Origin of the sequence: Paenibacillus caui (assembly GCF_019904135.1) — a bacterium.
In the GTDB taxonomy this organism is placed as follows: Bacteria; Bacillota; Bacilli; order Paenibacillales; family Paenibacillaceae; genus Fontibacillus; species Fontibacillus caui.
In genome coordinates, this window is sequence record NZ_JAIOGQ010000011.1 from 28,673 (window position 1) to 54,855 (window position 26,183).

The following is a 26,183-nucleotide window of genomic DNA, read 5'->3' on the forward strand; positions in this document are numbered from 1 at the left end:
GGACAGGTCTCCAGCCGGGAAGGGAGAAGAAAAATGAATAGTTGGACAGTTGCCGTCATCGGGGCCGGGGTTATGGGCTGCGCCACCGCGCTCGACATCGCCCGCTCTGGGCATCAAGTGTTCCTGAAGGACATCAGCGGGGCGGCCCTTGAGCGCGCGCCCAGCGTCATCCGGCGCGAATATCGTTCGGCCTGCTTTTTGAACAAGGGATACGGGGATGTTCCGCTTCCTGCTATTATGGAGCGCATCACGCTGTGCGCCGATGACGAGGAGATCGCCCAGGCGGATCTCATTATCGAGAACACCACGGAGGACGTAAATGGTAAATCCGACGAATGTGCCCGCTTAGCGAAAATTTGCCGCGCAGACGCATTTTTTGCGATCAATACGAGCTGCATTTCCATTACCAAGCTGGCCTCCTTCCTGGCAGATCCGTCCCGGGCGATCGGGGTGCATCTGATGAACCCCGTCCCGGTCAAGACTATGGTGGAGGTTATCAGAGGCTACCATACGTCGGAGCAGACGGAGCGGGGGATGGTTGAGTTCCTGCAGTCGCTGGGCAAACAGCCGGTGGTGATCGACGATTTGCCCGGCTTCGTCTCGAACCGCCTGTCGCATCTGCTGATGAATGAAGCGGCCTTCATCGTCCAGGACGGGATCGCTACCGCCGAGCAGGTGGATGCCATAATCAAGCATGGCTTCAACCATCAGATGGGGCCGCTGGAGACGGCCGATTTGATCGGGCTTGATACAGTTGTTCAATCACTGGATGTGCTCTATCACAGCTACCATGATCCCAAGTTCAGATGCTGCCCCCTGCTGCGGAAAATGGTGGATGCAGGACAATGGGGCAGGAAGAGCGGAAGAGGCTTTTACGATTATTAGGACGGAGGGGCGCGGGTGGAGCGAAAGAAGGAAATCAAGTGTATCGTATGGGATCTGGACCATACGATCTGGGATCATGTGCTGTTGGAAACGCCGGATGTGCAGCTTCGGCCCTGGATCAAGGAAATCATCGAAACGCTGGATCGGCGCGGGATTCTGCACTCGATCGCCAGCAAGAATGATTATGGGGCAGCCTGGGGAAAGCTTGAGGAGCTGGGGCTCGAGCAATTTTTCATCTATCCCGAGATCCATTGGAATGCCAAATCCTCCTCGATTGCAAATATCCAGCGCAATATCAATATCGGCATGGACGCGATTCTGTTTATCGATGACCAGGAATTTGAACTGGAGGAGGTGAAGGCGGTTCACCCTGCCGTGAACTGTCTGCATGCCGACCGGTACATCTCACTGCTGGACGATCCGCGGCTGATGCCCCGATTCATTACCGCCGATTCCGCCCGGCGACGACAGATGTATCAGCAAGACTATCTCAGGAAGCGGGCGGAGGAGCAGTATCAAGGCCCCTCGGAGCAGTTCCTGGCTACGCTCGGCATGAAATTTACCATCCATCCGGCCACCGAGGAGGACCTTCAGCGAGCGGAAGAACTGACGGTGCGCACCAATCAGTTAAATGCCACCGGCAAGACCTACAGCTATGATGAATTGTTTGTGCTGATGCATTCCACCGAGCATCAACTGTTGGTCTGCGAGTTGGAGGACAAATACGGCACCTACGGTAAAATTGGACTTGTCCTGATTCACATGCAGGAAACCTGTTGGAGACTGAAGATGCTGCTCATGTCCTGCCGCGTCATGTCGCGGGGAGCAGGGAGCGTCCTGCTGACCTACGTAATGCGGGAGGCCAAAGGGCATGTAAAGACGCTGCTGGCGGATTTCCGAGATACCGGCCGAAACCGGATGATGAATATCAGCTACAGGTTCTCCGGCTTTCAAGAGGAATCGTCGGATGGAGAAGGTAATTATGTATTCCGCCATAACCTGCAGCAAGTCGGGAATTTCCCGAAATATATTGAGGTCCGTGTACTGACAGAGTCCGCCGGGCCAAGGGGGGAAGTTTATGGATTATCGTCAGGAAATCCGGAAATTTATCGGTGAGAATCTTTCACTAGAGCATGAGGGGGCCGTGTTGTCGGACGATGACAATTATTTTGAGCTGCGCTTTGTCAATTCCCTGTTTGCCATGCGTCTAGTCGATTACGTGGAGAGGAGGTTCGGCATCGAGATCGAGAACGAAGACCTGGATTTGAAAAATTTCAGCACGATCAACAATCTGCATGCGCTCATAGAACGTAAATTGAGCCGGAAAGGAGCTATATATGAGTAAATCTTCTAATAAGTTTCTCTATTTGTTCCTGGGTATTTCCTTTGGCATGTGCTATGGAATTGCCTGCCTCTTCATTTTCTTTGCAGATTGGATCGTGCCGATTACCGGGGAGCTGACCTTGATGCATCCGCTCGCGATCATCGCCTTGTATTCGCCATCGATCGCCGGCTTGATTACCTGCTATTTGATGGGCGGCGGCAGCGCGCTGAAGGGAATGTTCGCCAAATTGCTGCCGAGAAAGCAGGACCTGTACTGGATTCCGATTATTGTCGCTATCTGCATTTTGTTTGCCTTTTCGATGCACTTCGGCTCCCTCTTGTTCGGTATAACGGTTCCGGAAAACACATATAGTGTACCTGAAATGATCCGTATCGGCTTCCTGAATCTGTTTAAGGAGACCGGTCTGATCGGCGGGCTGTTCGGCTGGATCGGCTTTCTGCTTCCGTTTTTGCAGGGGAAATTCAAAAGCAACATCATCAGCGGCCTGCTGACGGGTCTGCTGTTCGGGCTGTGGGTGCTCCCAGGGTATTTGATCTCTTCCTTCGGGACTACGACGACTTATGTGTACTATGTCATTCAATTGATGGCTTTTATCGTGTTCCAAAGCTATATCTTCAATGCGACCAAAGGAAATCTGCTGCTTTATTTGCTGGCATTCTGGCTGGTGGCTACCGGAAGCCAAATCAAGCTGTATTATTTTAACCCGCAGGTCCAGCTTATGCAGTTCGCCTTTTTCTTGCTCGCAGCCGCCGTGCTTCATGTCGTATTCAAGCGTAGGAAGGTAGACTATACGCTGCAGACCTTCCCAGCATATGTTGAGTCCTGATGGGGGGAGCATTCTGTGGAAACAGTGCTGCTGGAGAAGTTAAAGGAGGGCAGGGGAAGCAAGCAACTCGTTTGTTTTCCCTATCTCGGCGGTTATGCCGGCTCCTTTCAGGGGCTGGCCGAAGAGCTGCCCGATGATGTTGAGGTGTGGGCGTTCAATCCCCCAGGTCATGGACGGGGAGGAGGTGAACCGCTGGAACACATAGAGCCAATGCTGCAGCTTTATTATGAAGCGCTCCTTGATGTAATCAAGCCTGGATGCCTGCTGTTCGGGCATAGCTTGGGGGGGATTGTGGCGTATTTTACGGCTGAGAGACTCCTAGCCGGGGAGCATCCCCATGCCGCGACGTTCAGACTGGTGCTTTCAGCCTGCAACCCTCCCTATGAGTGTGGCGAGACGCGGTATCATGAGCTGCCGGACGATCGGCTGATCGATCAACTGATTTCGTATGGCGGGCTGCCGGAGGAATTGGTCCGCGAAAGGGAACTGCTCGGTTACTTTCTTCCCGTCATTCACGCGGATTTTAAGGTGCTGTATTCTTCCTCCACCCTCAATCATGCACCGCTGGCCGTTCCGGCTTATTATCTTTGGGGGGAGCGGGACAGAACCGTGTCTCTTTCATCGGCTATAGGTTGGGTGAGGTATTTTGCGAACGAAATACAGTTGATCCCGATCAAGGACGGCTCCCATATGTTTGTGATGTACCAACCGGCAGTCGTGGCCGATCATTTGGCACGTTTGCTTGCTCAGACCAGCCGTTGATTAGTGATTCCAGAAAGGAGCAGCCCAAGTTCATGTTAGCCAGAATGTTGAAAAACGATTTTTTAAGGAAAAAAGGAATTAGCGTCGCCCTGTTTATTTTTATTTTGCTGGCCGCGCTTCTCGTTTCCTCGGGAGCGAAAATGATCATGGAATTGGTCGGCTCGATCAATTATCTATTCTCGGAAGCCAGGACTCCGCATTTTGTCCAGATGCATGCCGGGGAGCTGGATCGGGAGAAGATCAGCCGCTTTGCCAAAGAAAGCGCTCTGGTCGAAAGCCATCAGGTCGTGGAGATGGTGAATATCGACGGCTCGAATATATACATGGGTGCCGAGTCCGAGAAGAACAGCGTAATGGACAACGATTTTGTGACGCAAAATAGGGACTTTGATTTCCTGCTCAATTTGCACAGCGAGATTATCAGGGTCGGGGACGGCGAAATTGCCGTGCCGGTCTATTATATGCAGCAAAGAAACTTGAGACTAGGCGACAAAATCCGGATTGCGGACGGGACTTTCACCAAGGAATTCACCATTACCGATTTTGTGCGGGATGCGCAAATGAATCCATCGATTGTTCACTCCAAACGGTTTGTCGTGAGTGAGGGCGACTTTCAACTGCTGCGGCACGACACCGGAGAGCGCGAGTATTTAATCGAGTTTCGCTTAAACGATCCAGGTGCCATCAGCACCTTTGCCAGCGAATATCAGGCCTCCGATCTGCCCAAGCAGGGACCGATGGTTGACTACAATCTGTTCAAGATGCTTAATGCCTTGACGGACGGAGTGGTAGCCGCGGTCATTATTCTGGTCAGCCTGATTTTGAACGTGATCGCCATCCTGTGCATCCGTTTTACGATGCTGGCGACGATCGAGGAGGATTACCGGGAAATCAGCGTCATGAAGGCGATCGGGATCAGCCAGCGGGACATCAAGCGGCTGTACATGATGAAATACGTGGTGATGGCCGCCTTGGCCGGCGTGATCGGTTATTTCCTGTCGTTCATCGTGCAGCGGTTCTTCATGGCCAATATTATGCTCTATATGGGCACAGCCCCGCGGACGCTGCTCCAGCCGATTGTGGCACTGCTGTTTGTGGGCGTTATTTTCGCTATGGTTGTATTTTTTTGCCGGCTGGTGCTGCGACGGTTCAACCATATTTCGGCGGTGGAGGCGCTGCGCTCCGGAAATTTGGGAGAGACGCGGATCAGCCGGAACCGCCTTCGTCTTTCAAGCAGCCGCTGGTTCTCCGTACCGGTGTTTCTCGGCCTGAAGGATGTAGTTCAGCGTTTGAAAATGTTCCGTCTGCTGTTATTCGTGTTCATCGTCAGTTCCTTCATCATCATTGTGCCGGTCAACTTCCTGAATACGATCCAGGCCCCGAGCTTTGTTTCCTATATGGGAGTCGGGCAAAGCGATATCCGCATTGATTTGCGTCATTCGGAGGATGTGGAGGAAAGATACCGTGAACTGCTGGAGTATGTGCAGGCCGACCAGGACGCAGCCGCCTATTCGCCGCTGGTGACCAGCCAGTTCAAGGTACTGAACAGCGAGGGAGCACTGGATAACCTGAGTGTTGAGACCGGTGATTTTACGATTTTTCCTCTGGATTATACGGAAGGCGCCGCTCCGAATCGCGAGAATGAGCTCGCCCTTTCCTATGCCAACAGCAAAGAAATGGGCAAAAAGACGGGCGATACCGTCGTGCTGATCGTAAATGGACAGAAGAAAACGATGACGGTCAGCGGAGTATACCAGGATGTCACGAACGGAGGCAGAACGGCCAAAGCACTGCTGCCATATAATAAAGAGGCTGTATTATGGTATGTTGTCAGCCTGGATGTGAAGGACGGCGTCAAGATTGCCGACAAAATCTCGGAGTATGAGCAGGCGTTCTATCCGGCTAAGGTAACGGATTTGCAAGGGTATCTGCATCAAACGCTCGGGGGCACAATCAGCCAGTTGAAGCTGGTCACTGTGCTGGCGCTTGCCATAGCGGTATGCGTGTCGATCCTGATCACCTCTTTATTTTTGAAAATGCTGATTTCCAAGGACAATGGCCAAATTGCCATTCTGCGCAGCCTCGGCTTTGCACTGTCCCGCATCAAGCTCCAGTACGTAACGATGTCGCTGACGGTGCTGGTAACCGGTATCCTGCTCGGCACGGTCCTGTCCAATACGGTGGGACAAATGTTGATCAGCGGGATTATGTCGTTCTTCGGGGCATCGAAGATCGCATTCATCGTCAACCCGGTTCAGGCTTACCTGCTCTGCCCGGTCGACGGTCATACTGACGACGCTGGCAAGCATTCAATCCATGAAAGAATCCAGCATATCCAAGATGATTGTTGAATAAGGAGGATAACCATGGTTACCATTCTGGAAGCCCGCGATGTGAACAAAACCTATGTGACCGCAAGGAATGAGCAAAGCAGCATTTTGAAGGACATTAATCTGCAGCTGGACAAAGGAGAATTCGTCTCCGTAATGGGCCCCTCCGGCTCGGGGAAATCGACTCTGCTGTACAGCATCAGCGGCATGGATCAGGTAAGCGGAGGAAAAGTATACTTTGGCGGCAAGGAAATCACCTCCTGTTCGGAGAAGGCGCTGGCTCAGCTGCGTTTGACCAAGATGGGCTTTATTTTTCAACACATTCATCTGCTGAAGAACCTCAATATTCTGGACAATATCGTGCTGTCCGCCTATCTGGCCAAGAGCAGCAGCAGGGAAGCCATCAATCGGCGGGCGGTCGGTCTGATGAAGAAGGTGGGAATCGAAGAACTGTCCGGCCATAATATTACCCAGGTCTCCGGAGGACAACTGCAAAGAGCGGCTATCTGCAGGGCATTGATCAACAATCCGGATATTTTGTTTGGCGATGAGCCGACCGGAGCCTTGAACTCGCGTTCAACTCAGGAAATTATGGAGATACTGGCAGATATCAATGCCGCCGGCACTACGATTCTGCTCGTCACGCATGATGTGAAGGTGGCGGCCCGGTCCGAGCGCGTGCTGTTCATGGTGGATGGCAGGCTGGTGGCCAATTATTCCCTGGGCAAGTATGCGAAGGGCAAGGATGATCTGAAGCAGCGAGAAAGCAAGCTGAACCAATGGCTAGGGGAGATGGGTTTCTAGCGATAGCCTTTATAGGACCACTATAGACTGACAGTCGGTCTACCTGAAAAGGGGGAGTATGGACACTATGAGGGTGCTGAAGAGTCCCGCCGAACGCCGGAGCGAAATTCTGGACGCGGCAGAGAAATTGTTTGTGTCGAAAGGATATGCGAAAACTACGATACTTGATATTTTGCAGGAGGTAAGCATCGCCAAGGGAACGTTTTACTACCATTTTCAATCCAAGGAAGAGGTGATGGATGCGATTGTCACGCGGTTCATTAACAACGGAGTCGCGGCGGCGGAACGCATAGCGGCTGATCCGGAACTAAACGCGCATGACAAACTGTTTCGGATTATCGTGTTCCAGAACCAGGATTCCGGCCATAAAAGTGACATGATCGAGCAACTCCACCACGTCAGCAATGTGGAAATGCATCAAAAAAGTCTGGTGGAGACCATTATCCGGTTAAGTCCGATTTTAGCCGGTGTTGTGGAGCAAGGAAATGAGGAAGGGGTCTTTCATACGCCGGCCCCCCAGGAGGTGGTGGAATTTTTGCTGGTATCATCGCAATTTCTGCTGGACCGAGGCATTTTTAGGTGGAGCGAGGAGGACATGGTACGGAAGGCCCAGGCTTTTATTTATATCCTGGAGAGAACCTTGGGCGCGGAGGCCGGCAGCTTTTCCTATCTGGCGGAATTGCTTCAAAACTAATCACTTGGAATAGGAAAGGGGAATGGGAAGATGGAACAAACCGGACAGAAGTCGTTTGGCAAATTTCTAACCGTGTGGTGCGGGCAATTGATCTCGATGATCGGTGTGGGCCTAACGGCCTTTTCACTTGGGGTCTATGCCTTTGAGAAGACGCATACGGCGACCAGCGTTGCTTTGATTACACTGTTTTCCTTCGTGCCGAATATACTGCTCAGACCGATCGGGGGGGTTCTCGCGGACCGTTTTGACCGGCGCACGATGATGATTGTCGGGGATTTGGGCTCCGCGCTAGGTCTGGTCTTTATTTTGTCGACCATGCTGACCGGCATCACGGAGCTTTGGCATATTTACGTGGGCATCGCCTTCAGCTCCGTATTCTCCGCGCTGCAGAGCCCGGCCTATAAGGCCTCGGCTACAGATCTGCTGACAGAGGAGCAATTCTCCAAGGGCAGTGGTCTGGTCCAATTGGCTGAATCCTCCAAGTTTCTGTTTTCACCGATTATCGCAGGGATTCTGCTCAGCGTAACGACGATCGAGACGATCATGATCATCAATATTCTGACCTTCCTGATCGCCATTCTTGCCGTATTGGTCATCCGAAAGAGCATGAAGGTCAAACGGGATCCTTCAGACAACAAGCCATGGCTGTCGGAGATGAAGGATGGATGGCATACGATCCGGACCAACAAAGGGGTCTTGCTGCTGGTTACGATCATTTCGGTCATTACCTTCTATCTCGGCTTCCTGGAGACGCTGATTGGCCCGATGATCCTGTCGTTTTCCGATGCCAAGACGCTTGGCACCTTCCAGTCGGTCAGTGCGATCGGTATGCTGATCAGCAGTCTGTGCATCGGTGTGTTCACCATTACGCGGAAATACGCCGTTATGCTCGTTCTCGGCCTGGTTTTATCCGGATTGGCCTTTTCATTACTGGGGGTGTCCACGAATATCTATTTCATTATCTTTGCCGGATTTCTCTTTCTGGGCTCGCTTCCGTTCGTCAATACGAGTGCAGATGTGCTGGTGCGCAAAAACATTCCGAACGATACGCAGGGAAGAGTCTGGGGGATCATCGGCATTCTGTCGCAGATCGGCTTTGTAATCGCCTATTGCCTGGCCGGCTTTTTGGCCGACCGTATCTTTAATCCCCTGCTGGTGGAAGGAGGAGCGCTGGCTTCAAGCGTAGGCTCGATTATCGGTGTTGGGCAGGGACGGGGAATCGCGCTGCTGTTCATTGTTGCAGGCATCTTTGTGATGCTGATTGCGGGAATTACCTCCCGCCTGAGATCCATCAAATCTTTGGAGGATGGGATCCATATTGTTCCGACGGATCCTTCGCCGATTGCCCATGAATAATATATATTTGTCTTCCGCGGCAGGGGCCGTGGTTAAAGTAAACGCAGTGAATATAACAGCTTTCCCCGCGCATCAGGTGGAAGCGCTGATCCGGCGGACCGGAAATGAGAAAGCCGCCAGGTTCGTATTTGAGGAGGACCGGTTCCGCAGTTTGGCCGGGGAGCTGCTTGCCAGGACGATGATTGCTGAGACGCTTGGCGTTTCGCAGGCCGACCTTGTATTTACGCGCAACCGCTACGGCAAGCCCTTCCTTCTGCAGCCGACTTCGACGCTGGAATTCAATATATCCCATGCCGGTACCTGGGTCGTAGCTGCGGTCAGCACGCAGGCGATCGGTATCGATGTGGAGAGGACAGCTCCGATCGATCCGGAGCTGGCGAGACGTTTTTTTTCCGGCGAGGAGTATCAGCTTATCAGGAATCAACCGTCGGAAGAGCAAACCATCGCCAAATTTTATGAGATATGGACCTACAAGGAGAGCTATATCAAGGCCGTCGGCAAGGGATTAAGCATCCCGTTGGACAGCTTCACGACAGTTGTGAACGGAGAGCTGATTCAACAGCTTTCGGCAGGAGAACGAGATTGGTATTTTACCCCCCTGTGCTGGGATAACGGGTATTATGCGACGGTCTGCTCGACCCTCCCGATTTGCGGCTGTACGGTCGAAACGTTGGATATCGAAGTCCTGGTCGAGACCTTTCTGTCCTAGGAATGTCCGGTTTTACGGCATGGAATGACGCAGGCGGGGCGCTGTCATACCTATAACAAGGCGATCGTGACGGGCACTACCAGGTATTATTTCTTTAATTCCTGCTTTGTTAACTGGAAGGTTATTGCCCAAAACAAAAGAGCAACAGCGCTGACAGACGCACCTAATAAACATACTCCGTTCCATCCATAGTTTGCGTAAATATGAGTTGAAATAATTGAACCTGTCGCACTGCCAATAGAATAAAAAATCATGTAAGCAGCGGTAAGCCGACTTCTCGCTTCGGGACGTACTGTAAAAATCATACTTTGGTTGGTGACATGCACGGCCTGCACAGCCAGGTCAAGAAGAATAACGCCAATTGCTAATGCGAGCAGGGAGTGTTCGGTCAATCTGATTAGGAACCATGATGTTAGCAATAAAGCAAGCGCTATGCCGGTTGTGCATTGCCCTAATCCCCGATCAGCCAGACGCCCAGCTCGCGCAGCTGCCAATGCTCCGGCAACGCCGGCCAGTCCAAACGCTCCAATCGCGGTGTGGGGAAGAGAATATGGCGCGGCACTAAGAGGCAGCACTAATGAAGTCCATAGAATACTAAAGGAAGTAAAAATCAGCAGCGCCAGTATTCCCCGAATACGCAGGATCCTTTCTTGTACGAATAACAAGAGAACAGAGCGCAGCAGCTTCGGATAGGACATAGACGTTCGCTTGTACCCCAAATCCGGTAATTCCCGGTATAACAAACCAGCTATGAAGAGCATGAGTGCAGAAGAGGTAAGATAGACCGAACGCCAACCGCCCAGATCAGTCAATATGCCGGCAAATGTTCGTGCAAGGAGAATCCCTATGACAACTCCGCTTGTAACAAAACCTACTATCCGTCCACGCTCTGCTGGAGGAGACAACGTAGATGCGTATGCGACGAGCGTCTGTGTAACAGTGGCAAACATTCCTGCCGCAGCCAGACCAATAAAAAGTACTATGCTTGAGGGGGCGGTTCCAATCATAATTAGAGCAACAATGGACATCAGGATTTGGCCAATAATCAACCGGCGTTGATTCAATAAATCGCCAAGCGGAACTAGCAGCAGTAATCCCAGTGCATAACAGACTTGAGTAATGGTAATCACAATTCCGATCGTGGAGTGACCAATCCTGAATTCATTGGATAGAGCGCCCAGCAGCGGGTGAGCGAAGTATATGTTTGCAACAGCCATTCCGCAAGCTATTGCAAACAATAGTGCCATATAGCGAGGCATAGCTTTGCTGGATCCCGATTGTAACCGATCATCGCGATGCTCGGCAATCATGGTTGTTTTTTCTTCAGCGTTCATCATGATCTGCATCCCCCTTAAATTTGCTTGGTAATATAATATACCGATTGGTACAAAAAGATTCTCGATCATTTTAACCATTGGAAAGTTTAGGGTCAAGTGATTTGCGTAATTTTTTTTGCTCTCTTACTGAAAAATGATCATGATTTGACAAATTTATACGTATCAAATAAGATTATAACATACTGATCGGTATATAAAGATGGATTCGTTGGCGAAGAAACTTTGTTTTTTTGAAGAGAGGGAAAATAGAATGGTTCGGCAGCGTGAATTTGATGAGGAAAAAGCATTGGATGCTGCTATGCAGCTTTTTTGGGAGAAAGGATACGCGGCTACATCATTAAGCGATTTAACCGCCAAAATGGGGATACAACGCCCAAGTCTATACTCGGCTTTCGGGGACAAAGAACAGTTGTTTGAAGCTGCATTGCGAAAATATACAAACTTACATGCATCTGACATCCGAACAAAGCTTCAAAAATATCCATCTGTAAAAGAAGCAATTCGAGCATTTTTTGAAGATTTGGTGGAAGAGGAATACAAAGAAAGTCAGCACAAGGGATGTTTTTGCATTAATACAATGGTTGAATTGGCTCCTCACGATGAGAAATTTGAAATCCTTACGAGGGAGCATCAGATGTATCTTACGGTCATATTTCAAGAAGCGCTTGTCCGAGGGATCCGGTCAGGTGAACTTGAAAGCAGTCTAAATGCTAAGCTGTTAGCACAGACGCTGGTCACTACATTAATTGGACTCACCGTGTTGATGAAATCTCGTCCAGAGCGCTCTTTTGTAGATAATTCTGTAGCTGCGGTATTGTCATTAGTGAACCTCCCCCACCTGTAGAGGTGGCGGCTTCTGAATAGCGTCCGGCTCCTGCCACCCAGGTTATCTGTTATCGACAACTGTTCCAAGGAACGGTGTACAGAACCTTACGTTCATTCAGCAACATGGTATAACCATGGCCCGGTCCTGCAGTTCCTTAAGCTTCTTGTTTCGCAGCCGTTTGATACTGCGCAGCTTGCGTCCAGTCACGATCAATCCATCGCCCGCTTCCGTCACAGCTGCAACCGAATGGATTTCCCCAGGGTCCACGGCTGCCATTTGCATTCCTTTCACCTCGGCAGGCTGTTTCCCGTCCTCATAGGCGATGCAAAGCTGCAAACCGCGGTCATAGATCAGTTCAATCTCTTTGGCTACACCGGCTGGAATACGTTTAACCCAGACGACAATCGGCTTTCGACGTTTGCCTTCGTGAATGCCCAGCGAAAGTTCGATACGTCCGTTCTCATGGACTGTAAACCCATCTGCCGCCCACTTCGTTGGATAATGCTTCTTTGTTTGATAAGGGTAACGGATATGAGAGTGTCCTTTCCGTTTGGCTTCACACGCATTGTCTCTCGCATCCAAGTATTTATGGCATACGGCTTGGATGCTCTGGCTATGGATCGGATATTTCCGTTTGGTCGCTTTCTGGAGCTCTGTCCGATTGATCCACTTCCCGTGTTCCAAAAAGTGACTTTTAGCGATATGGAGACAATCGTTCCAAATTTGTGCGCAAATGCGATTGCAAGCAAACAATCGGTCCCGATCCTCTGAGCTGACACGGAATGTGGTTTTCAGCACGCGAATCAAAGTATCGCCCTCCCTTCAGAACAAATGTTTCCTTTCTATTATACCACACATATGTTCGTTTTTTTTGTAAGGGAAGGGATTTAAATCCAAATGTTTTTTTTATTGCGTAAGCCAGAAGGCACCGATTCATCCCGCATCCTATAGAGGAGGGGGCTTCTCGTTGCATCACGTTAAAATAAGCCTTGGCCATCCAAGATTACTAAACATGTGATACTGAGTGTTTTCACTGGACCTACACTATGAATGAGATAGAAATATAGCAAAAACGCTAGCGATGTCAAGAGAATCGCCAAGCCTAGAACCGCTAAAATCACATCTCCCCCTGGAGTTTTTTTCTGGCGTAAAATAGAATAGCTGCCGATTCCAATTCGGAAGTTAGCCGGTAGCCCCTTCATCATGCCGAAGAGAGGGTGTGAACCCTTTATCCGGGAGATTTTTGCTCATGCTGGTTTGGCTCCCTCTGTACAACAATTGTCCCTGAATCTTTTTCTCATGAGCGGAACTTTTGATATACTGGAACAAACAACAAGGAATGGGTGTCTAAGTCATGAAAAATGAAGATATGCTTGCAGTGCTGAAGGCTCTGTCTAATGAGACCCGCCTCAACATCCTTTGCTGGCTGCGCGAGCCGGAACAGATGAACGAGAATCTGCCGACAGTCATCAAAGAAGAGTTCCCGGGCGGCGTCTGCGTGGGAACCATTCAGGAAAAATCCGGTCTGACGCAGTCGGTTATCTCTTCGTATTTGTCCTCCATGCAGAAGGCCGGACTGCTGGAGTCCCGACGCTATGGCCAATGGACTTATTACAGGCGCAATGAAGAGGCGATCACGGCTTTTTTGGAGGACTTTGCCGCCAGGTTGCAGGCCGAAAAGAAGTAGCTCCAAAAATTTTCTCCAAATGGCTTGCATTTACATTTATTAATCTATATATTTATATTTATAGATGAACGTATAATCCTTGTCTAAACAGGAGGAGAGAATAAGATGACTGTATCCAAAACAGCGGCGGCTCTGTTCAAGCCTTTTGAAGGCGGCCGACTGAAGCTTGAAAATCGAATTGTCATGGCTCCGATGACCCGCAGCTTTTCGCCGAAAGGCATTCCAGGTCCCGGCGTGGCCGGATATTACCGTAGGAGAGCGGAAAACGGCGTCGGCCTCATCATTACCGAAGGAACGGTCATTAACCATCCGGCTGCGGCGGCTGACCAGGACGTGCCGCATTTTTACGGGGAGGAAGCTCTGGAAGGATGGGCCCGCGTCGTCCGCGAAGTGCATGAAGCCGGCGGCAAAATCGCTCCGCAGATCTGGCATACCGGCACGGCCCGGGAGAGGGAGAAATTCCCGGACTCGAATGACGATCCAATCGGGCCGTCGGGTCTCAGCCTAACCGGGGAGCCGGTATCGGAGCCGCTGACGGTAGAAGAGATTCGCGGTCTCGTGCAGGCTTATGCCCAGGCCGCTGCCGACGCGAAGCGCATCGGCTTTGACGCGGTAGAGATCCACGGCGCGCACGGCTACCTGATTGACCAGTTCTTCTGGGACGTCACCAACAAGCGCACGGATGAGTATGGCGGCGATCTGGTTGGCCGTACCCGATTCGCGGTGGAGGTTATCGAGGCGGTGCGAGCCGCGGTCGGCCCCGACTTCCCGATAATCTTCCGCTTCTCCCAATTCAAGCCGGTTAATTACGGCGCCAAGCTGGCAGCGAACCCAGAGGAGTTGGAGCGCTTCCTAGCACCGCTCTCTGCGGCAGGCGTCGATATCTTCCATGCCTCTACGCGCCGTTTCTGGGAGCCGGAGTTCGAGGGCTCGGACCTCAACCTGGCGGGTTGGACGCGCAAGCTGACCGGCAAGCCGGCTATTACCGTAGGTTCCGTCGGCTTGGACTCCGATTTAACAAGTCTGTTCGAGGAGGGCAAGGGCGCGAAGGCTGCCAGCATCGAGAACCTGCTCCAGCGTCTGGAGCGCGGAGAGTTCGACCTCGTCGCCGTAGGTCGCGCGCTGCTGAGCGACCCGGCCTGGGCGGCCAAGATCCGCGACGGCCGAACTGAAGAACTGCTGCCGTTCACGCGGGAGTCTCTCGCCACGCTGAACTGATCGGGCGCTGAGTGCCCGGCAGCACAGCCTGCTTAAGTATCAAGGCCTTTTCGGACCTTAGTCCGAAAAGGCCTTTTTCAATATAAACAAGCGGCTCTGCCTTGCGTTATGCAGGCGGAGCCGCTTTTTTCCGGGCAGGGACTACCGCATCCTCGGCTTCATTTTCATCACTCATGGCGATATAGCGGGGCCGGTACCGATGTCGGGGCAAAGTTCTTCCTGCCGTTCAGATAGGCAGAGATATGAGGGGGCAAACGCATTGCATTCGTTCCATACCAAATTCAGCTGGCCGCTGATGACGTGCCCGAGATATATGTCTCAAATAAACCTAAGCCCTCGGGCCAGCGCCACGATGTGTTCACGGTCCGCCCACAGGACGAAATATTGGTAGAAGGTCCCTTGGATCGGAACGGGGCGAGGGTATTTGGCGATCAGAGCGGCCTGATTTCTCATCTCTGCCGGTTGGTCGGCCGACGGGAATATGAAGCAGGCTTCCTGGGATTGGATCCTTGTCATTATGATTCGAGGGGAGGAGCCGTAGGGCCTTAAAGGGTGAAAAGCTTCCGCACGGCATACTTCATTCAGTGGATCCTCTGAAGAGATCGCGGAAATTTGGAAAAAGCCGTCCGGTCCTTCGTAGCGTTCCTCCGTCACTTTGCGCCAGCCTGCCGGATAGAAGAACGATACCCGGTATGTTGGACTGGCGAATAAGTTAAACCTCGGGAAGGCAAATACAGACGGGGACCACTGCAGGGCCGAAATGCGTCCTCCTTCAACGATTTTGAACGGCACCGGATTACGAAGATCGACAACCCACATTTGACTAGCCGGTTCTTGGATTCCGCATCCGGATAAATAAGCGATGCGGTTTCCGTCCGGGGACCAGGTTACAGGGGTAGCGAAGCAATTCGAGACGGCCCGCGTCCGCATCTGCCCGCCCGTTTTGGCATCGGTTTGGATGAGAGAATAATACGTATTTTGAGACATTGCGGTAGCGCTGTAGGCGATCAGCGAAGAATCAGGGGACCATTCCGGAAAATAATTTTTGGCAAGCGGTCCGCCTTCCAGCGTGTAGGTTTGGCCCGAAGCCAGATCAACCGTCGTGATGATGGAAATGCTGACGCCGGGCGAAGTGAAGAGTGCGAATCTGCCGTCAGGCGATAGTCTGACGTTATGCATCGGGCCTTCCGTGTTCCGGGTCAGCTGTCTTTTATTCGTTCCGTCTAGGTTTATTCGGTAGAGCTGGCTGATCCCGGATGAATCCGGCGCGGCAAACAATAGCTCTCTGCCTGAAGGAAACCACTGGACATCGGAGGCCCCTTCCTGAAAGATCGTGCTGCTGGTATGGGAGATCGTATTGTAAATGATAATCCGTCCGTCTTTTACATAACTGAGCAGCCGGCTGTCCGGTGACCAGTCAAGGAGTGTGAACGGCTCAATCTGATCGATTTGTGCCACGGATTCTGTCCTCGCATCCACCAGATAAATGAGGCTGCGTTTCCCGATAAAGGCTATTTTCCGGCTATCCGGCGACCAATAAGGAATGGAAAAATCTTCTCCGATCCCGCGGGTAAGCGGATAGGTTGAAGCGGTCAATGGCAGATAGAGCCAAATTTCAAAAGTCCCTCCGCGGTTAGACGTATAGGCTATCGCTCCGGTCCCGTCCGGCCGCGATGTCTCTATATTTTGCATGAATATACCCTCCTCAAGCTTTACCAAACGTTCTTTAGGTGCAGTATATTCGGAACTGGGCTGATAGGCGCATGGACCGGAACTTTTTATGGCCTATGGAATAGTGCGCCTCTATCTATCGGCGGCGAGATGCACGAGACGATTCAGGGGGCCAACGAAACGAACTGAATTTCAAATAAAAATGTTTAAAAATCTATCCCCCTCTATACCCGGAGGGTGATTGTTAATGTCCTTTTATCCTTTAAAGTAATAATCGTACGGATTAATAAAGGAGGTGAAACTATGATGGCCATGAGCCGCCGTTTTTTGATCCTGTTGCTGGCTCTCTGGATCGGCGCAGTAACGCTGCTGCCCACGCAGGCGCTCGCGGCAGATGCAGGCGAGACGTATCGTTGGACGAAGGTAAGTGGAACGATCCCTTCGGAGAGATTTTTCCCGGGAATCGTGTACGACAAAGCCAATCGGCAAATCGGGTTGTTCGGAGGCATTCCCGGCACAAGCTACCTCTGCAGGGACAAATGCTTCAATGAAATGTGGATTTGGGACGGCGACCATCAGACTTGGACAAATGTGACGCCTCCCGGTATGACCGATGCCGGAACGGCTAACTGGCCATCCGCCCGGGCCTATCCCGGAATGGTCTACGATGAAGCTCATGGATATGTATTGATGTTTGGCGGTCTTGGCCAAGACAACAATAGGCTGGGCGATACATGGAAATGGGACGGGAAAAAGTGGGAGAGGTTAATAACCGCCCATACTCCGACTCCGAGCGATAGTCCGCTCATCACCTATGACGGGGCGAATGGAGAAGTTGTCATGTTCGGGGGCATGATCGCCAATAGCGATGTCGTCAATGAAACGTGGGTGTGGAACGGAACGGATTGGATTCAAAAATTTCCTGAGAACGCTCCCAGTCCGCGCCAGGCTTCGGGGATGGTGTATGACGGGGCACACCGCGAAGTGGTGCTGTTCGGTGGAGACGATACGAAGCACAGTAATTATTATAACGATACTTGGGTATGGGACGGGTCAAATTGGACGGAGAAACAGCCGACCAATCCGCCTTCTGCCCGAAGTTATATGGGGGCGGCATATGACGGTTACAACGTAAGCTTGTTTGGCGGGATGTTAAGGGGGCAATCAACCGACGAAACCTGGAGCTGGGACGGTGACTCCTGGAGTAAAGTCCCAGGCCTGCTGCCGGTGAAAAGGGCAGGCTTGGCCATGGCGCTGGACGATGACCGGAAGCAGCTGGTGCTGGTCAACGGAGAGGTTTGGACAGCGCAGCTGCCGATGGTCACTCATGTCCGGATCGAATCGGATATTAATGCGGCAGGAGGAACCGCGGTATGGACCGCCCGCTTTAATACGAGCCCGATCGGCGGACTAACGGGCGGCAGCGATACGATCACGCTCCGGGCGCCTTCGGGAACGCATTTCCCGGAACAGGCCTCCGCTTATTCCGTTAATGGGCAGCCTGCTGTAGATATCGTACAGGCTGGGGCGGGCGCTGTAACGGTCACGACTCCGGTCAATATTGACGCATCTTCACCCGTAACCCTCGCCGTCAAAGGGATGATCAATCCTGACGGAGAGAACTACCTGCCTAACCAATTCGGTATTTCAACGAGCAAGGATGATCGGGTCAGCTATCCGGCAGAGACGCCAGTGTTCCGGGTTCCCGCGGCGATCACGCTGGAGGGTGTACCGGACAGTACTGTGCCGGGCGGTCAGGTTTCGGTCACCGGCAGCGTATATGACAGCAATCGTGAAGCAGTCTTCGGGGCCGACCTCAACCTGGAGGCGGACGCAGGGAGCTTCGAACCCAATACCGTCACAACGGATCAAGACGGGAATTTTCATGCTACATTTACGGCACCGTCGTCGCCGGGAAAGGTCACCCTGACAGCAGCTGCCAAGGTAAATGGAGTGACAAGCTCACAAACGGTGGAGGTTAAGGGGATTCCCAGCAGCAATGCGACCTTAAGCGGCATCTATATCGATGGGGAGGAGCTCCCCGGCTTTGAACCGACTGTGACAAGCTACACGTACAACGTACCGAATGGAAGGGATCATGTGACGGTAACGGCTGTAGTGTACGATTCGGCCTCGATTGTGAAGGTGGAAGGCGATCCGCAGTTAGCGGTAGGAGATAACATCTTCAAGTTGACCGTTACGGCGGAGGACGAATCGGTAAACGTATATACGGTGAATGTGGTACGGGCCGCCCCGATGAGCAGCAATGCGACATTAAGCGGCATCTTTATTGACGGAGAGGAGCTGCCCGGCTTTGAACCGACTGTAACCGGCTACACCTACAATTTACCGTATCGAAGGAGCCATGTGACGGTAACGGCTGCGGTGTATGACCCGGCCTCGACTGTAAAAGTGGAAGGCGATCCGCAGTTATCAGTAGGAAATAACGTCTTTACGATAACCGTTGCGGCTGAGGACGGATCGGCCAACGTATACACGGTAAATGTGATTCGGGCTGCCGCATCGAGCAGTCCAAGTCCAAAGGAACGGGAATACGTGAGATCGAATAATGCCGATCTGCGCGGATTGAAGTTATCGGCCGGGGACTTGACACCGAAATTAACACCGGATTTTACGCCTGACATTACGAGCTATAGGGCAGAGGTCGCGGGTAACGTCGATTTCGTAACGGTCACACCGGAAACAGCGGACGCAAAGGCAACAGTGCAAGTCAATGGACAGCCCGTCAAGAGCAGCCAGCCCTCGGGAGCGATTCCCCTGAATGAGGGGGATAACGAGATCCGGATCACGGTTACGGCTGAGAACGGATCAAGCAAGAGCTACCATGTTGTAGTGACCCGGGCCGCTGCTGCCTGCCGCGTATCTGCTATCGCTTTTACCGATATTAAAGGGCATTGGGGCGCGAAGGATATCGAACAAGCCGCGCAAAAGTGTCTGGTGACCGGCTATCCGGACGGCACGTTTCGTCCTGACCTTCACGTGACCCGCCTGGAGTTCACGGTCATGCTGGTTCGTGGCCTGCAGCTGCACGGGGAAGGGGTGAGCCTTCCTTTTCAAGACGATATCCCTTCCTGGGCGGCCGCCGAGGCGGGACTGGCCATCAAGGCAGGCATTGTAAACGGCTATCCGGACGGTACATTTCGTCCAAATGCGCAGGTCAGCCGCGCCGAAATGGCGGTTATAGCGGCCCGCGCTCTGGGACTGGTCGCCGTGCATGGCTTAGCCTTTGCCGATGCGGACAGCATTCCGGCGTGGGCGAAGGATAAAGTGGCGGCAGCACAGCAGAATGGATTGATGATTGGCAGAAGCGGCAGCCGGTTTGCGCCGCATGAAGCGGTTACCCGAGCGGAAGCGGCCGTACTGCTGCTCCGGATGCTCTCATTAAGCGAACAGATTCAAACGGATCAGCAATAGATGAAAAAAAGCGGCATAGCGCGAATCGCTCCTATGGAAGACGATCCACAGCTGTGCCGCTTTTTTTACGCTTGGGCCTGGGTTGGGACAACAAGAGAAAGTTTCCAGTCAAAATTTGATGCATATTTTTCCGAAGTACGTCCCCTTGTCCAAGTATCTTAGCGCTTCGATCGATTGTTCAAACGGAAATACGCGGTCGATGACGGGCCGCAGCTTGATATGTTCGATGGCCCTGTTCATCGCTTCGAACATATCGCGGTTTCCGACGTTAATGCCTTGCAGCCGGACTCTTTTCTGGAAAACGGGAATAAGCTGAAAGTCTTCCACCGCCGCACCCGACAGGATGCCGATGAGGCTGATCCGTCCGCCAAACCGGACGGCTCCAACCGAGCGGTTCAGCGTAGCCGCCCCGCCAAGATCGACAACGTGGTCGGCCCCGCGCCCGTTAGTCCACTCCAGCGCTGCTTTGTCCCATTCAGGGGTTGTGCGGTAATTGATACCGAAATCGGCGCCAAGCTGTTTCGCGCGTTCCAGCTTGTCGTCGCTGCTCGATGTTACTATTACTTTGGCGCCTTGCATCTTTGCAAATTGGATCGCAAAGAGGGAGACGCCGCCGGTTCCTTGCACGAGAACCGTGTCGCCGGCTTTTATATGGCCTGCTGCAACCAGTGCCTGCCATGCTGTCACGCCTGCACAGGGAAGCGTTGCGGCTTCCTCATCCGTTAAATGCTCCGGAACGCGTACCAGCCCGTCTTCATGCAGGACGGCATATTCGGTCAGCATGCCATCCAGAGGTCCGCCGAGCGTTCCGGAAAGCCATTCCTCCGTCGGATCGCCGGAAATCCAGCGCTGCGAGAATGTCCCGTTGACGCGGTCGCCGATTCGCAGCCGCGCCAGCCGCGCCGTCTGTTCCCCCAACGCCACGACCTCGCCCACGCCGTCCGAAACAGGAATGAGCGGAAGCTTATCCTTAGGGAAGTAAAACCCGCCAACCACGCCCAGGTCCCGAGAATTGAGCGACGCCGCCCGCAGTTTGATCAATGCTTCTCCCGGTCCCGGAACAGGTACCGGACGTTCCGCCAGCGACACATGCTCCAGCCCGAAGCCATTTTGAATGACAAAGGATTTCATGGTGAAATCTCTCCTTTACTTGGGTATAGACACACAATAATGCAATAACTAAAATTAAGTAAGGAGGCACTTTTTGGTGCAAAACAAACCTTTTGGTGCGGAAGGAGAGAACATGAATGGCCAATGAAGCGGTATTCAAACCCGATCTTTCGATATCCGCATGCGGTTATCGAAGAGTTCTCGAAATCATCTCAAGCAAGTGGACCGTACTGGTCCTGCACGCTTTGGATGACGGAAGAATGCGTTACGGAGAGATCGGAAAGCGCATAGAGGGGATATCGCAAAAAATGCTGACCCAAACGCTGCGGCAGTTGGAGCGGGACGGTTTTGTCAAGCGGAGTGTCCTTCCTTCGGTGCCCCCGACGGTCGAATATGAGCTTACCCCGCTCGCTGAAACGCTGATGCCCCACATACGAGGCTTCAGACAGTGGACGAACGCCCATTATCCGCTGGTGGAGCAGGCAAGAAGAGCTTATGACCACATAAATGCACAAGAGCAAGATTGACAATCCGGATTTCACTCTCTATACTAACAATAACGTTAACGTAATGGTTGGGGGTTCAAATGGAGCAAAAAATGCTGATCGGTGAGCTGGCTCGCAGAGCCGGTGTCACGCCTCGGACTGTTCGCCACTATCAACAGCTGGGATTACTCGGAAACGTCGAGCAACAAGGCAATGGATTTCATTATTATACGGAGGACTCTTTAAAGCGTCTGTACAAAATCGATATGCTCAAAAAACTGGGCCTTAGTTTGGAAGAAATTCAGTCCGTTATCGATTTGTATTTTAAAGAGCCGACGATGATTAAAGGGAAGCAAAAAGTGCTGGAAATTCTGGCGAAGCATTTGGAGGAAACCGATAAAAAAATGGAGGCGCTGGCTCAATTCAGAGAAGAGATTGTGGCGAGCATGGCCCGGATTCAGCTTATGATCGATGAAATTTCGTCATGAGCGAATTCGCTCCATTTTTTTCACCATACCATTACGTTAACGTCAACGTCATATTAGTGTAAGAAGGAGGTCTTTTCTGATGAAAAAACTTGGTCTGACCTATACGGCGGCGGTCCTGACCATCACGGGGATTGCCGTGGTTTCACTGCTCTACGTGTTGATTCCGCTGACTCCGTATCTGGGCGCCGCATTTAGTGTGAGCCAGGTTCAGACGGCTTGGGCAAGCAGCGCATTCAGCCTGGCTTTTGCCGTCGGGAATCTATTCTTCGGCACATTGTCCGACAGGGTTCCCAAAAAGTATTTGATATTATCCGGACTCGTCCTTCTTACGGTATGCAGCATATTAATCGAGTTCGCATCCTCGTTTGCGATGTTCCTTACCCTTCGAGCCGTGCAAGGTTTTCTCGCCGCTTCGTTTCCGCCTGTGGCTCTGGCTTACGTAAGCGACGTAATCCCTGCATCCCATAGACCGTCCGTCATCTCTTACATAAGCAGCGGTTTTCTGCTTGCGGGCGCGATCGGTCAGATCTTTTCTGCACAAGTTGCTGCAAAATGGGGGTGGGCCGCGGTATTCGGGGGCTTGAGCGCTGTATACGCCCTGCTTATTATCGTCTCGATCTGGCTGCCAAAAGGAAAAGCGGATTCGGTCCGGACCGAGACTCGCCCGGCCGTTTTGGATCATTTTCGCATCCTGGTTAAAATTCCGGCGCTGTTAGTGGCTTACGCGGCAGCGATAAGCATCTTGATGAGCTTTGTCGCGATGTACACGGGCTTGAACGAATACGCGGTGAAGCATTTAAACCTGGAAGCCGGGCAACTGTTATGGATCAGGCTGATCAGCATGCTGGGAATCGTGTGCGCATTGTTCTGCGGGACATGGATTCGGCGGTTCGGGGCGGCTTACGTCCTGACAGCGGGCTTTCTCGTTGCAGCGGCCGGTCTGGCTTGTGAAGCGGTGCTGTCGAGTGCTCCGATACCGCTGCTTGTTGCTTCGACGGTTGTCTTCGTAGCGGGAATCGCTTTGGCCGTGCCTTCGATCGTTTCCCGGATTGGAATACTCGGCGCCAGAGCCCGGGGGATGGCCATCGCGCTTTACGGATTTTTTATATTTGTCGGAGCCAGCTTAGGCCCCATTATGGCTACAACACTTATGCCTTTTGGATTCGCGGCTTTATGCTGGACACTCGCGGCGATTATGGTCGCAGCGGCAACCGTCACGATATGGAGCGCGAAACGCATGCCGAACGACGATGGAATAAGGGCGGCTCAATTAAATTAATTGAAGGGAGACCAATCTCATGAGTACAAGGAGTTTAGTGCAAGGGCAGCGCATAATCGTGATTGGCGGGGGCTCCGGGATCGGACTGGCGGCGGCCAGGCGAGCTGCGGAGCTTGGAGCGGAGGTAACGATTGCCGGGCGATCGGCAGAACGGCTGGAACAAGCGGCTGAAAGCCTGAAGGGGATCGTGCGGAAAGCGGTCCTGGATTTGCGGTCGGAGGACGATGTCCGTACTTTTTTTGCCGAAGCAGGGGAATTCGATCATCTTGTCATAACGGCGGGGGAGATGAAGCATGGTCTCGGCAAGGTTGCGGAAATCGAAACCTCCAACGCCAGAGAACAATTCGAGAGCCGTTTTTGGGGCCCGTATCTGGCCGTACGCTATGGGGCGGCACTGATTCGGGAAGGAGGCTCCATTACGCTTACCACGGGATTTTTCGGCGATAAGGCGGTACCGGGGGCGGCTGTGCCTTCCGCTGTGCATGGCGCGCTTGAAAATTTGGGCCGGGTTTTAGCCGTTGAACTGGCACCGGTGCGGGTGAACGTCGTCTCTCCGGGGTACACCGACACGCCTATGCACGATTGGATGTCAAAGGAACAGAAGCAAGCCTGGTTTGAACAAACGGCCCCTACGCTGCCGGTTCGAAGCATTGCCTCAGCGGATGATATTGCGGGCGCGGTATTGTTTCTGATGGAGAACGCCAATACAACAGGAATAACGCTGACCGTTGACGGCGGGGCCAGACTTGTCTAAAAGCTGATCCCTGTTCTGGAAGTGATGTGCGAGTGGGGAAAGAGTTACAATGATACGCTGTGTCAAAGCCACGAATAAGCTTTTTTTGTATATCCGTCAAAATAAGGGGCTGTCTCAAAGGTAGTTTTTGGCTACTGGAGGACAGCTCCTTTTCTCTTGGCAGGCAGCCCTCGGGCCGGAACTACTTTTTGCAGCCGATTATGTATGCGGCTCATCTATGTGCCGCCAATTTCGCTAAAACCGTTTGCGCCGGTTCCCAGTCTAATAATAAGATAGTCAGCAACAAGAGGCCTGATTAAGACGGCAGGCAGGGAGGGGTTATATGGATAACGACCAGCTGGCCGCCGCGGCCAAAGGAGGCGACGAATCCGCATTTTACGAGCTGATGCAAAGGCATAAGGTGCAGATGTACAAAATTGCATTCGCCTGTCTGGGAAATGAGGCAGACGCTCTTGAAGCGATGCAGGAGGTCACTTACCGGGCTTATTTGCGGATTGGCAAGCTTAGGGAACCCAAATATTTTGGCACCTGGATCGTTCGGATTCTCCTTCATTATTGCGCGGACGAGCGGAAGAGGAGAAGCAGGCGGTATGCTGCGGGAGAGTTGCTTGGCGGGAAAGAGTCTGCATACGAGCATAACGATGAATCGGCTTATCTGGACAAGGTGCTGCTCGAAGCGGAGGTCAGCAAGCTTGTAGATCCTTATCAGCAGGTCATTCGGCTGAAATATTATCAGGATTTGACGATTACGGAAATTGCCCGCAGGATGGATCACCCTGAGGGTACTATCAAGACTTGGCTGCATAAAGCGCTGCGGGGATTGCGGCTTCGACTGGTTAAGGACGGTGAACGGCATGACTGAACAAATAAGGATACCTGAAGAGATGGATCGCGCTATCTTGCTGGGAATCGAGAAGGGGCGCAGGTACAGAAAGAAGCGAATCCGCTCGCGGATTGCCATAGGAACGGGCTGCTTGTTCATTCTGGCCGCTTTGTTGTCCGTGCGCTTCTCTCCGGCCGTGGCGGCATATGTCGGGAGCATCCCGGGTCTGAAGGCGCTGGTCGAGATGCTTCATTACGACAAGGGGCTGCAGCTTGCCCTCAAAAATGATTTCATCGAACCGTTGGGCATGTCTCAGGAGAAAGACGGAATTGAACTGGTTATGGACGGCATGCTGGCGGACGAATCCCGGGTCATCCTGTTCTATACGCTTAACAACAAGGCTGCCCTGAAAGGCAATGTGGATATCAATGGTGTCAAACTAGAAGATGGAGCAGGCAACTGGCTTGACGGATACTCCGTCAGCTATGGCAGCACTGATGTTCGGGAAGACTGGAAGACCAAGCAGGGACAGATTGACTTCTCCTTTCAGGATGGCACTGCCGTTCCTGACCGGTTAAGGCTGAACCTGCGGCTGTTGGGCATGGGTGAAGCGAAAGAGGCAAGGGCGGATCCGGGATGGAAGTTCGAGATACCGGTAGACAAAAGCAAATTAAGCAGCATGAAGGAAACCTATGCGATCAACCAATCGGCCACGGTGGAAGGGCAGCGGATCACTTTCGGAACGATGACGGTTTATCCGACCCGGATCGGTGTCGAGGTTAATTTCGATCCGCACAATACAAAGAAAATATTGAGCTTTGACGATATCGCAATCGTGGATGAGCACGGGGAAAAGTTTGGGACGATCATGAATGGCGTAACGGCTTCGCACAAAAGCGAGGACTCGATCATTTTGTATTTCCAAAGCAATTATTTTCTGAAACCCAAGGAATTGTACATTGAGGGAGGCAGCATGCGCGCGCTGGACAAAAACAAACTCGAGGTCAAGATCGACCTGAAGAAGAAGCGGCTGCTAACCAAACCGGATGACCGTTTAAGCTTGGAGGGGATGACGGATACGGTTCTGCATTTCCGGCTCCACAAGGATGACTCGCTTGATGAAGGGAGAAGGTACAGTGTCTTCTCAAGCCTGTTCACGGATGCTTCCGGCAAGGAGTTTCATTCCTCGCAGATGGGATTTTCAAATGAGGATATCCAGTATGATATTCCCAGAGATGTTTACTTAAGTCCCTTGACGCTCAAGATCGATGATTATCCGGCCCGTATCCAGGGCAACATTCATATCAAAGTAAAATGAATAGGATTGGACCAAAAACCTCCAAAACCACTATCCCGGTG

The 26,183-nt window shown here is 52.3% G+C and carries 24 protein-coding genes; 20 read left to right on the forward strand and 4 right to left on the reverse strand.

What is annotated here, in order from left to right:
- Positions 1-33 precede the first annotated feature (33 nt).
- The 10 genes from K7397_RS08350 (at position 34) to K7397_RS08395 (ending at position 9,711) form a co-directional block, all read left to right on the forward strand.
- The gene (locus K7397_RS08350; RefSeq protein WP_223067491.1) at positions 34-885 is read left to right on the forward strand and encodes a 3-hydroxyacyl-CoA dehydrogenase family protein; all 852 of its coding nucleotides are present in this window, start codon (positions 34-36) and stop codon (positions 883-885) included.
- 15 nt (positions 886-900) lie between these two features.
- Positions 901-2,001, forward strand: coding sequence for an HAD-IIIC family phosphatase (locus K7397_RS08355; RefSeq protein ID WP_223067492.1), 1,101 nt, complete (start codon positions 901-903; stop codon positions 1,999-2,001).
- A complete protein-coding gene (locus K7397_RS08360; protein ID WP_223067493.1) occupies positions 1,964-2,230 on the forward strand; it encodes an acyl carrier protein in 267 nt (88 codons plus the stop codon). Before K7397_RS08355 ends, K7397_RS08360 begins: the two co-directional genes overlap by 38 nt.
- Positions 2,223-3,056 carry a hypothetical protein gene (locus tag K7397_RS08365; RefSeq protein WP_223067494.1) on the forward strand — a complete coding sequence of 278 codons (834 nt, stop codon included), beginning with the start codon at positions 2,223-2,225 and terminating at the stop codon, positions 3,054-3,056. Before K7397_RS08360 ends, K7397_RS08365 begins: the two co-directional genes overlap by 8 nt.
- A gap of 15 nt (positions 3,057-3,071) precedes the next feature.
- Positions 3,072-3,818 (forward strand): thioesterase II family protein, encoded by a 747-nt coding sequence (locus K7397_RS08370; RefSeq protein ID WP_223067495.1) that lies wholly within the window; start codon positions 3,072-3,074, stop codon positions 3,816-3,818.
- Between the two features lie 32 nt (positions 3,819-3,850).
- Positions 3,851-6,169, forward strand: a complete 2,319-nt coding sequence (locus tag K7397_RS08375) for an ABC transporter permease (protein ID WP_237690779.1) — start codon at positions 3,851-3,853, stop codon at positions 6,167-6,169.
- A gap of 15 nt (positions 6,170-6,184) precedes the next feature.
- Positions 6,185-6,952 (forward strand): ABC transporter ATP-binding protein, encoded by a 768-nt coding sequence (locus K7397_RS08380; RefSeq protein WP_223067496.1) that lies wholly within the window; start codon positions 6,185-6,187, stop codon positions 6,950-6,952.
- A gap of 67 nt (positions 6,953-7,019) precedes the next feature.
- Entirely contained in the window at positions 7,020-7,646 is a 627-nt protein-coding gene (locus K7397_RS08385) for a TetR/AcrR family transcriptional regulator (RefSeq protein ID WP_223067571.1), read from the forward strand.
- 30 nt (positions 7,647-7,676) lie between these two features.
- A complete protein-coding gene (locus tag K7397_RS08390) occupies positions 7,677-9,002 on the forward strand; it encodes an MFS transporter (RefSeq protein WP_223067497.1) in 1,326 nt (441 codons plus the stop codon).
- Positions 8,965-9,711 carry a 4'-phosphopantetheinyl transferase family protein gene (locus K7397_RS08395; RefSeq protein WP_223067498.1) on the forward strand — a complete coding sequence of 249 codons (747 nt, stop codon included), beginning with the start codon at positions 8,965-8,967 and terminating at the stop codon, positions 9,709-9,711. The genes K7397_RS08390 and K7397_RS08395 overlap by 38 nt, the downstream gene beginning before the upstream one ends.
- Before the next feature lie 86 nt (positions 9,712-9,797).
- On the opposite strand, the gene K7397_RS08400 is transcribed toward K7397_RS08395, so the two are convergent.
- Positions 9,798-11,045 (reverse strand): MFS transporter, encoded by a 1,248-nt coding sequence (locus K7397_RS08400; protein WP_223067572.1) that lies wholly within the window; start codon positions 11,043-11,045, stop codon positions 9,798-9,800.
- A gap of 253 nt (positions 11,046-11,298) precedes the next feature.
- On the opposite strand from K7397_RS08400, the gene K7397_RS08405 reads away from it, so the two are divergent.
- Entirely contained in the window at positions 11,299-11,892 is a 594-nt protein-coding gene (locus tag K7397_RS08405) for a TetR/AcrR family transcriptional regulator (RefSeq protein WP_223067573.1), read from the forward strand.
- Between the two features lie 96 nt (positions 11,893-11,988).
- Here K7397_RS08405 and K7397_RS08410 read toward each other — a convergent pair whose 3' ends face one another.
- Positions 11,989-12,681, reverse strand: coding sequence for a transposase (locus K7397_RS08410; protein ID WP_223067499.1), 693 nt, complete (start codon positions 12,679-12,681; stop codon positions 11,989-11,991).
- A gap of 547 nt (positions 12,682-13,228) precedes the next feature.
- Here K7397_RS08410 and K7397_RS08415 point away from each other — a divergent pair.
- A complete protein-coding gene (locus K7397_RS08415) occupies positions 13,229-13,561 on the forward strand; it encodes an ArsR/SmtB family transcription factor (RefSeq protein WP_223067500.1) in 333 nt (110 codons plus the stop codon).
- 105 nt (positions 13,562-13,666) lie between these two features.
- A complete protein-coding gene (locus K7397_RS08420) occupies positions 13,667-14,779 on the forward strand; it encodes an NADH:flavin oxidoreductase (protein WP_223067501.1) in 1,113 nt (370 codons plus the stop codon).
- 318 nt (positions 14,780-15,097) lie between these two features.
- On the opposite strand, the gene K7397_RS08425 is transcribed toward K7397_RS08420, so the two are convergent.
- Positions 15,098-16,471, reverse strand: a complete 1,374-nt coding sequence (locus K7397_RS08425) for a hypothetical protein (RefSeq protein ID WP_223067502.1) — start codon at positions 16,469-16,471, stop codon at positions 15,098-15,100.
- A gap of 282 nt (positions 16,472-16,753) precedes the next feature.
- Between K7397_RS08425 and K7397_RS08430 the strand changes: the two genes are divergently transcribed.
- Positions 16,754-19,885 (forward strand): S-layer homology domain-containing protein, encoded by a 3,132-nt coding sequence (locus K7397_RS08430; protein WP_223067503.1) that lies wholly within the window; start codon positions 16,754-16,756, stop codon positions 19,883-19,885.
- 108 nt (positions 19,886-19,993) lie between these two features.
- Here K7397_RS08430 and K7397_RS08435 read toward each other — a convergent pair whose 3' ends face one another.
- Positions 19,994-21,016 carry a zinc-dependent alcohol dehydrogenase family protein gene (locus tag K7397_RS08435; protein ID WP_223067504.1) on the reverse strand — a complete coding sequence of 341 codons (1,023 nt, stop codon included), beginning with the start codon at positions 21,014-21,016 and terminating at the stop codon, positions 19,994-19,996.
- Positions 21,017-21,132: 116 nt separating this feature from the next.
- Between K7397_RS08435 and K7397_RS08440 the strand changes: the two genes are divergently transcribed.
- From K7397_RS08440 to K7397_RS08465, 6 genes are all read left to right on the forward strand, one after another.
- A complete protein-coding gene (locus K7397_RS08440; protein ID WP_223067505.1) occupies positions 21,133-21,522 on the forward strand; it encodes a winged helix-turn-helix transcriptional regulator in 390 nt (129 codons plus the stop codon).
- Between the two features lie 59 nt (positions 21,523-21,581).
- A complete protein-coding gene (locus K7397_RS08445) occupies positions 21,582-21,968 on the forward strand; it encodes a MerR family transcriptional regulator (protein WP_223067506.1) in 387 nt (128 codons plus the stop codon).
- A gap of 79 nt (positions 21,969-22,047) precedes the next feature.
- Entirely contained in the window at positions 22,048-23,247 is a 1,200-nt protein-coding gene (locus K7397_RS08450; protein WP_223067507.1) for an MFS transporter, read from the forward strand.
- 19 nt (positions 23,248-23,266) lie between these two features.
- Positions 23,267-24,001, forward strand: a complete 735-nt coding sequence (locus K7397_RS08455) for an SDR family oxidoreductase (protein ID WP_223067508.1) — start codon at positions 23,267-23,269, stop codon at positions 23,999-24,001.
- A 322-nt stretch (positions 24,002-24,323) separates the two neighbouring features.
- Positions 24,324-24,863 carry a sigma-70 family RNA polymerase sigma factor gene (locus K7397_RS08460; RefSeq protein WP_223067509.1) on the forward strand — a complete coding sequence of 180 codons (540 nt, stop codon included), beginning with the start codon at positions 24,324-24,326 and terminating at the stop codon, positions 24,861-24,863.
- Positions 24,856-26,142 carry a DUF4179 domain-containing protein gene (locus K7397_RS08465; RefSeq protein ID WP_223067510.1) on the forward strand — a complete coding sequence of 429 codons (1,287 nt, stop codon included), beginning with the start codon at positions 24,856-24,858 and terminating at the stop codon, positions 26,140-26,142. The genes K7397_RS08460 and K7397_RS08465 overlap by 8 nt, the downstream gene beginning before the upstream one ends.
- Positions 26,143-26,183: the final 41 nt, after the last annotated feature.

Excerpts from the sequence above, each read along its gene's own strand:
- K7397_RS08350 (WP_223067491.1), top strand. The coding sequence starts at position 34 with ATGAATAGTTGGACAGTTGCCGTCATCGGGGCCGGGGTTATGGGCTGC.
- K7397_RS08360 (WP_223067493.1), top strand. The coding sequence starts at position 1,964 with ATGGATTATCGTCAGGAAATCCGGAAATTTATCGGTGAGAATCTTTCA.
- K7397_RS08365 (WP_223067494.1), top strand. The coding sequence starts at position 2,223 with ATGAGTAAATCTTCTAATAAGTTTCTCTATTTGTTCCTGGGTATTTCC.
- K7397_RS08375 (WP_237690779.1), top strand. The coding sequence starts at position 3,851 with ATGTTAGCCAGAATGTTGAAAAACGATTTTTTAAGGAAAAAAGGAATT.
- K7397_RS08380 (WP_223067496.1), top strand. The coding sequence starts at position 6,185 with ATGGTTACCATTCTGGAAGCCCGCGATGTGAACAAAACCTATGTGACC.
- K7397_RS08385 (WP_223067571.1), top strand. The coding sequence starts at position 7,020 with ATGAGGGTGCTGAAGAGTCCCGCCGAACGCCGGAGCGAAATTCTGGAC.
- K7397_RS08390 (WP_223067497.1), top strand. The coding sequence starts at position 7,677 with ATGGAACAAACCGGACAGAAGTCGTTTGGCAAATTTCTAACCGTGTGG.
- K7397_RS08400 (WP_223067572.1), bottom strand. The coding sequence starts at position 11,045 with ATGAACGCTGAAGAAAAAACAACCATGATTGCCGAGCATCGCGATGAT.
- K7397_RS08405 (WP_223067573.1), top strand. The coding sequence starts at position 11,299 with ATGGTTCGGCAGCGTGAATTTGATGAGGAAAAAGCATTGGATGCTGCT.
- K7397_RS08415 (WP_223067500.1), top strand. The coding sequence starts at position 13,229 with ATGAAAAATGAAGATATGCTTGCAGTGCTGAAGGCTCTGTCTAATGAG.
- K7397_RS08420 (WP_223067501.1), top strand. The coding sequence starts at position 13,667 with ATGACTGTATCCAAAACAGCGGCGGCTCTGTTCAAGCCTTTTGAAGGC.
- K7397_RS08425 (WP_223067502.1), bottom strand. The coding sequence starts at position 16,471 with ATGCAAAATATAGAGACATCGCGGCCGGACGGGACCGGAGCGATAGCC.
- K7397_RS08430 (WP_223067503.1), top strand. The coding sequence starts at position 16,754 with ATGATGGCCATGAGCCGCCGTTTTTTGATCCTGTTGCTGGCTCTCTGG.
- K7397_RS08435 (WP_223067504.1), bottom strand. The coding sequence starts at position 21,016 with ATGAAATCCTTTGTCATTCAAAATGGCTTCGGGCTGGAGCATGTGTCG.
- K7397_RS08440 (WP_223067505.1), top strand. The coding sequence starts at position 21,133 with ATGGCCAATGAAGCGGTATTCAAACCCGATCTTTCGATATCCGCATGC.
- K7397_RS08445 (WP_223067506.1), top strand. The coding sequence starts at position 21,582 with ATGGAGCAAAAAATGCTGATCGGTGAGCTGGCTCGCAGAGCCGGTGTC.
- K7397_RS08450 (WP_223067507.1), top strand. The coding sequence starts at position 22,048 with ATGAAAAAACTTGGTCTGACCTATACGGCGGCGGTCCTGACCATCACG.
- K7397_RS08455 (WP_223067508.1), top strand. The coding sequence starts at position 23,267 with ATGAGTACAAGGAGTTTAGTGCAAGGGCAGCGCATAATCGTGATTGGC.
- K7397_RS08460 (WP_223067509.1), top strand. The coding sequence starts at position 24,324 with ATGGATAACGACCAGCTGGCCGCCGCGGCCAAAGGAGGCGACGAATCC.
- K7397_RS08465 (WP_223067510.1), top strand. The coding sequence starts at position 24,856 with ATGACTGAACAAATAAGGATACCTGAAGAGATGGATCGCGCTATCTTG.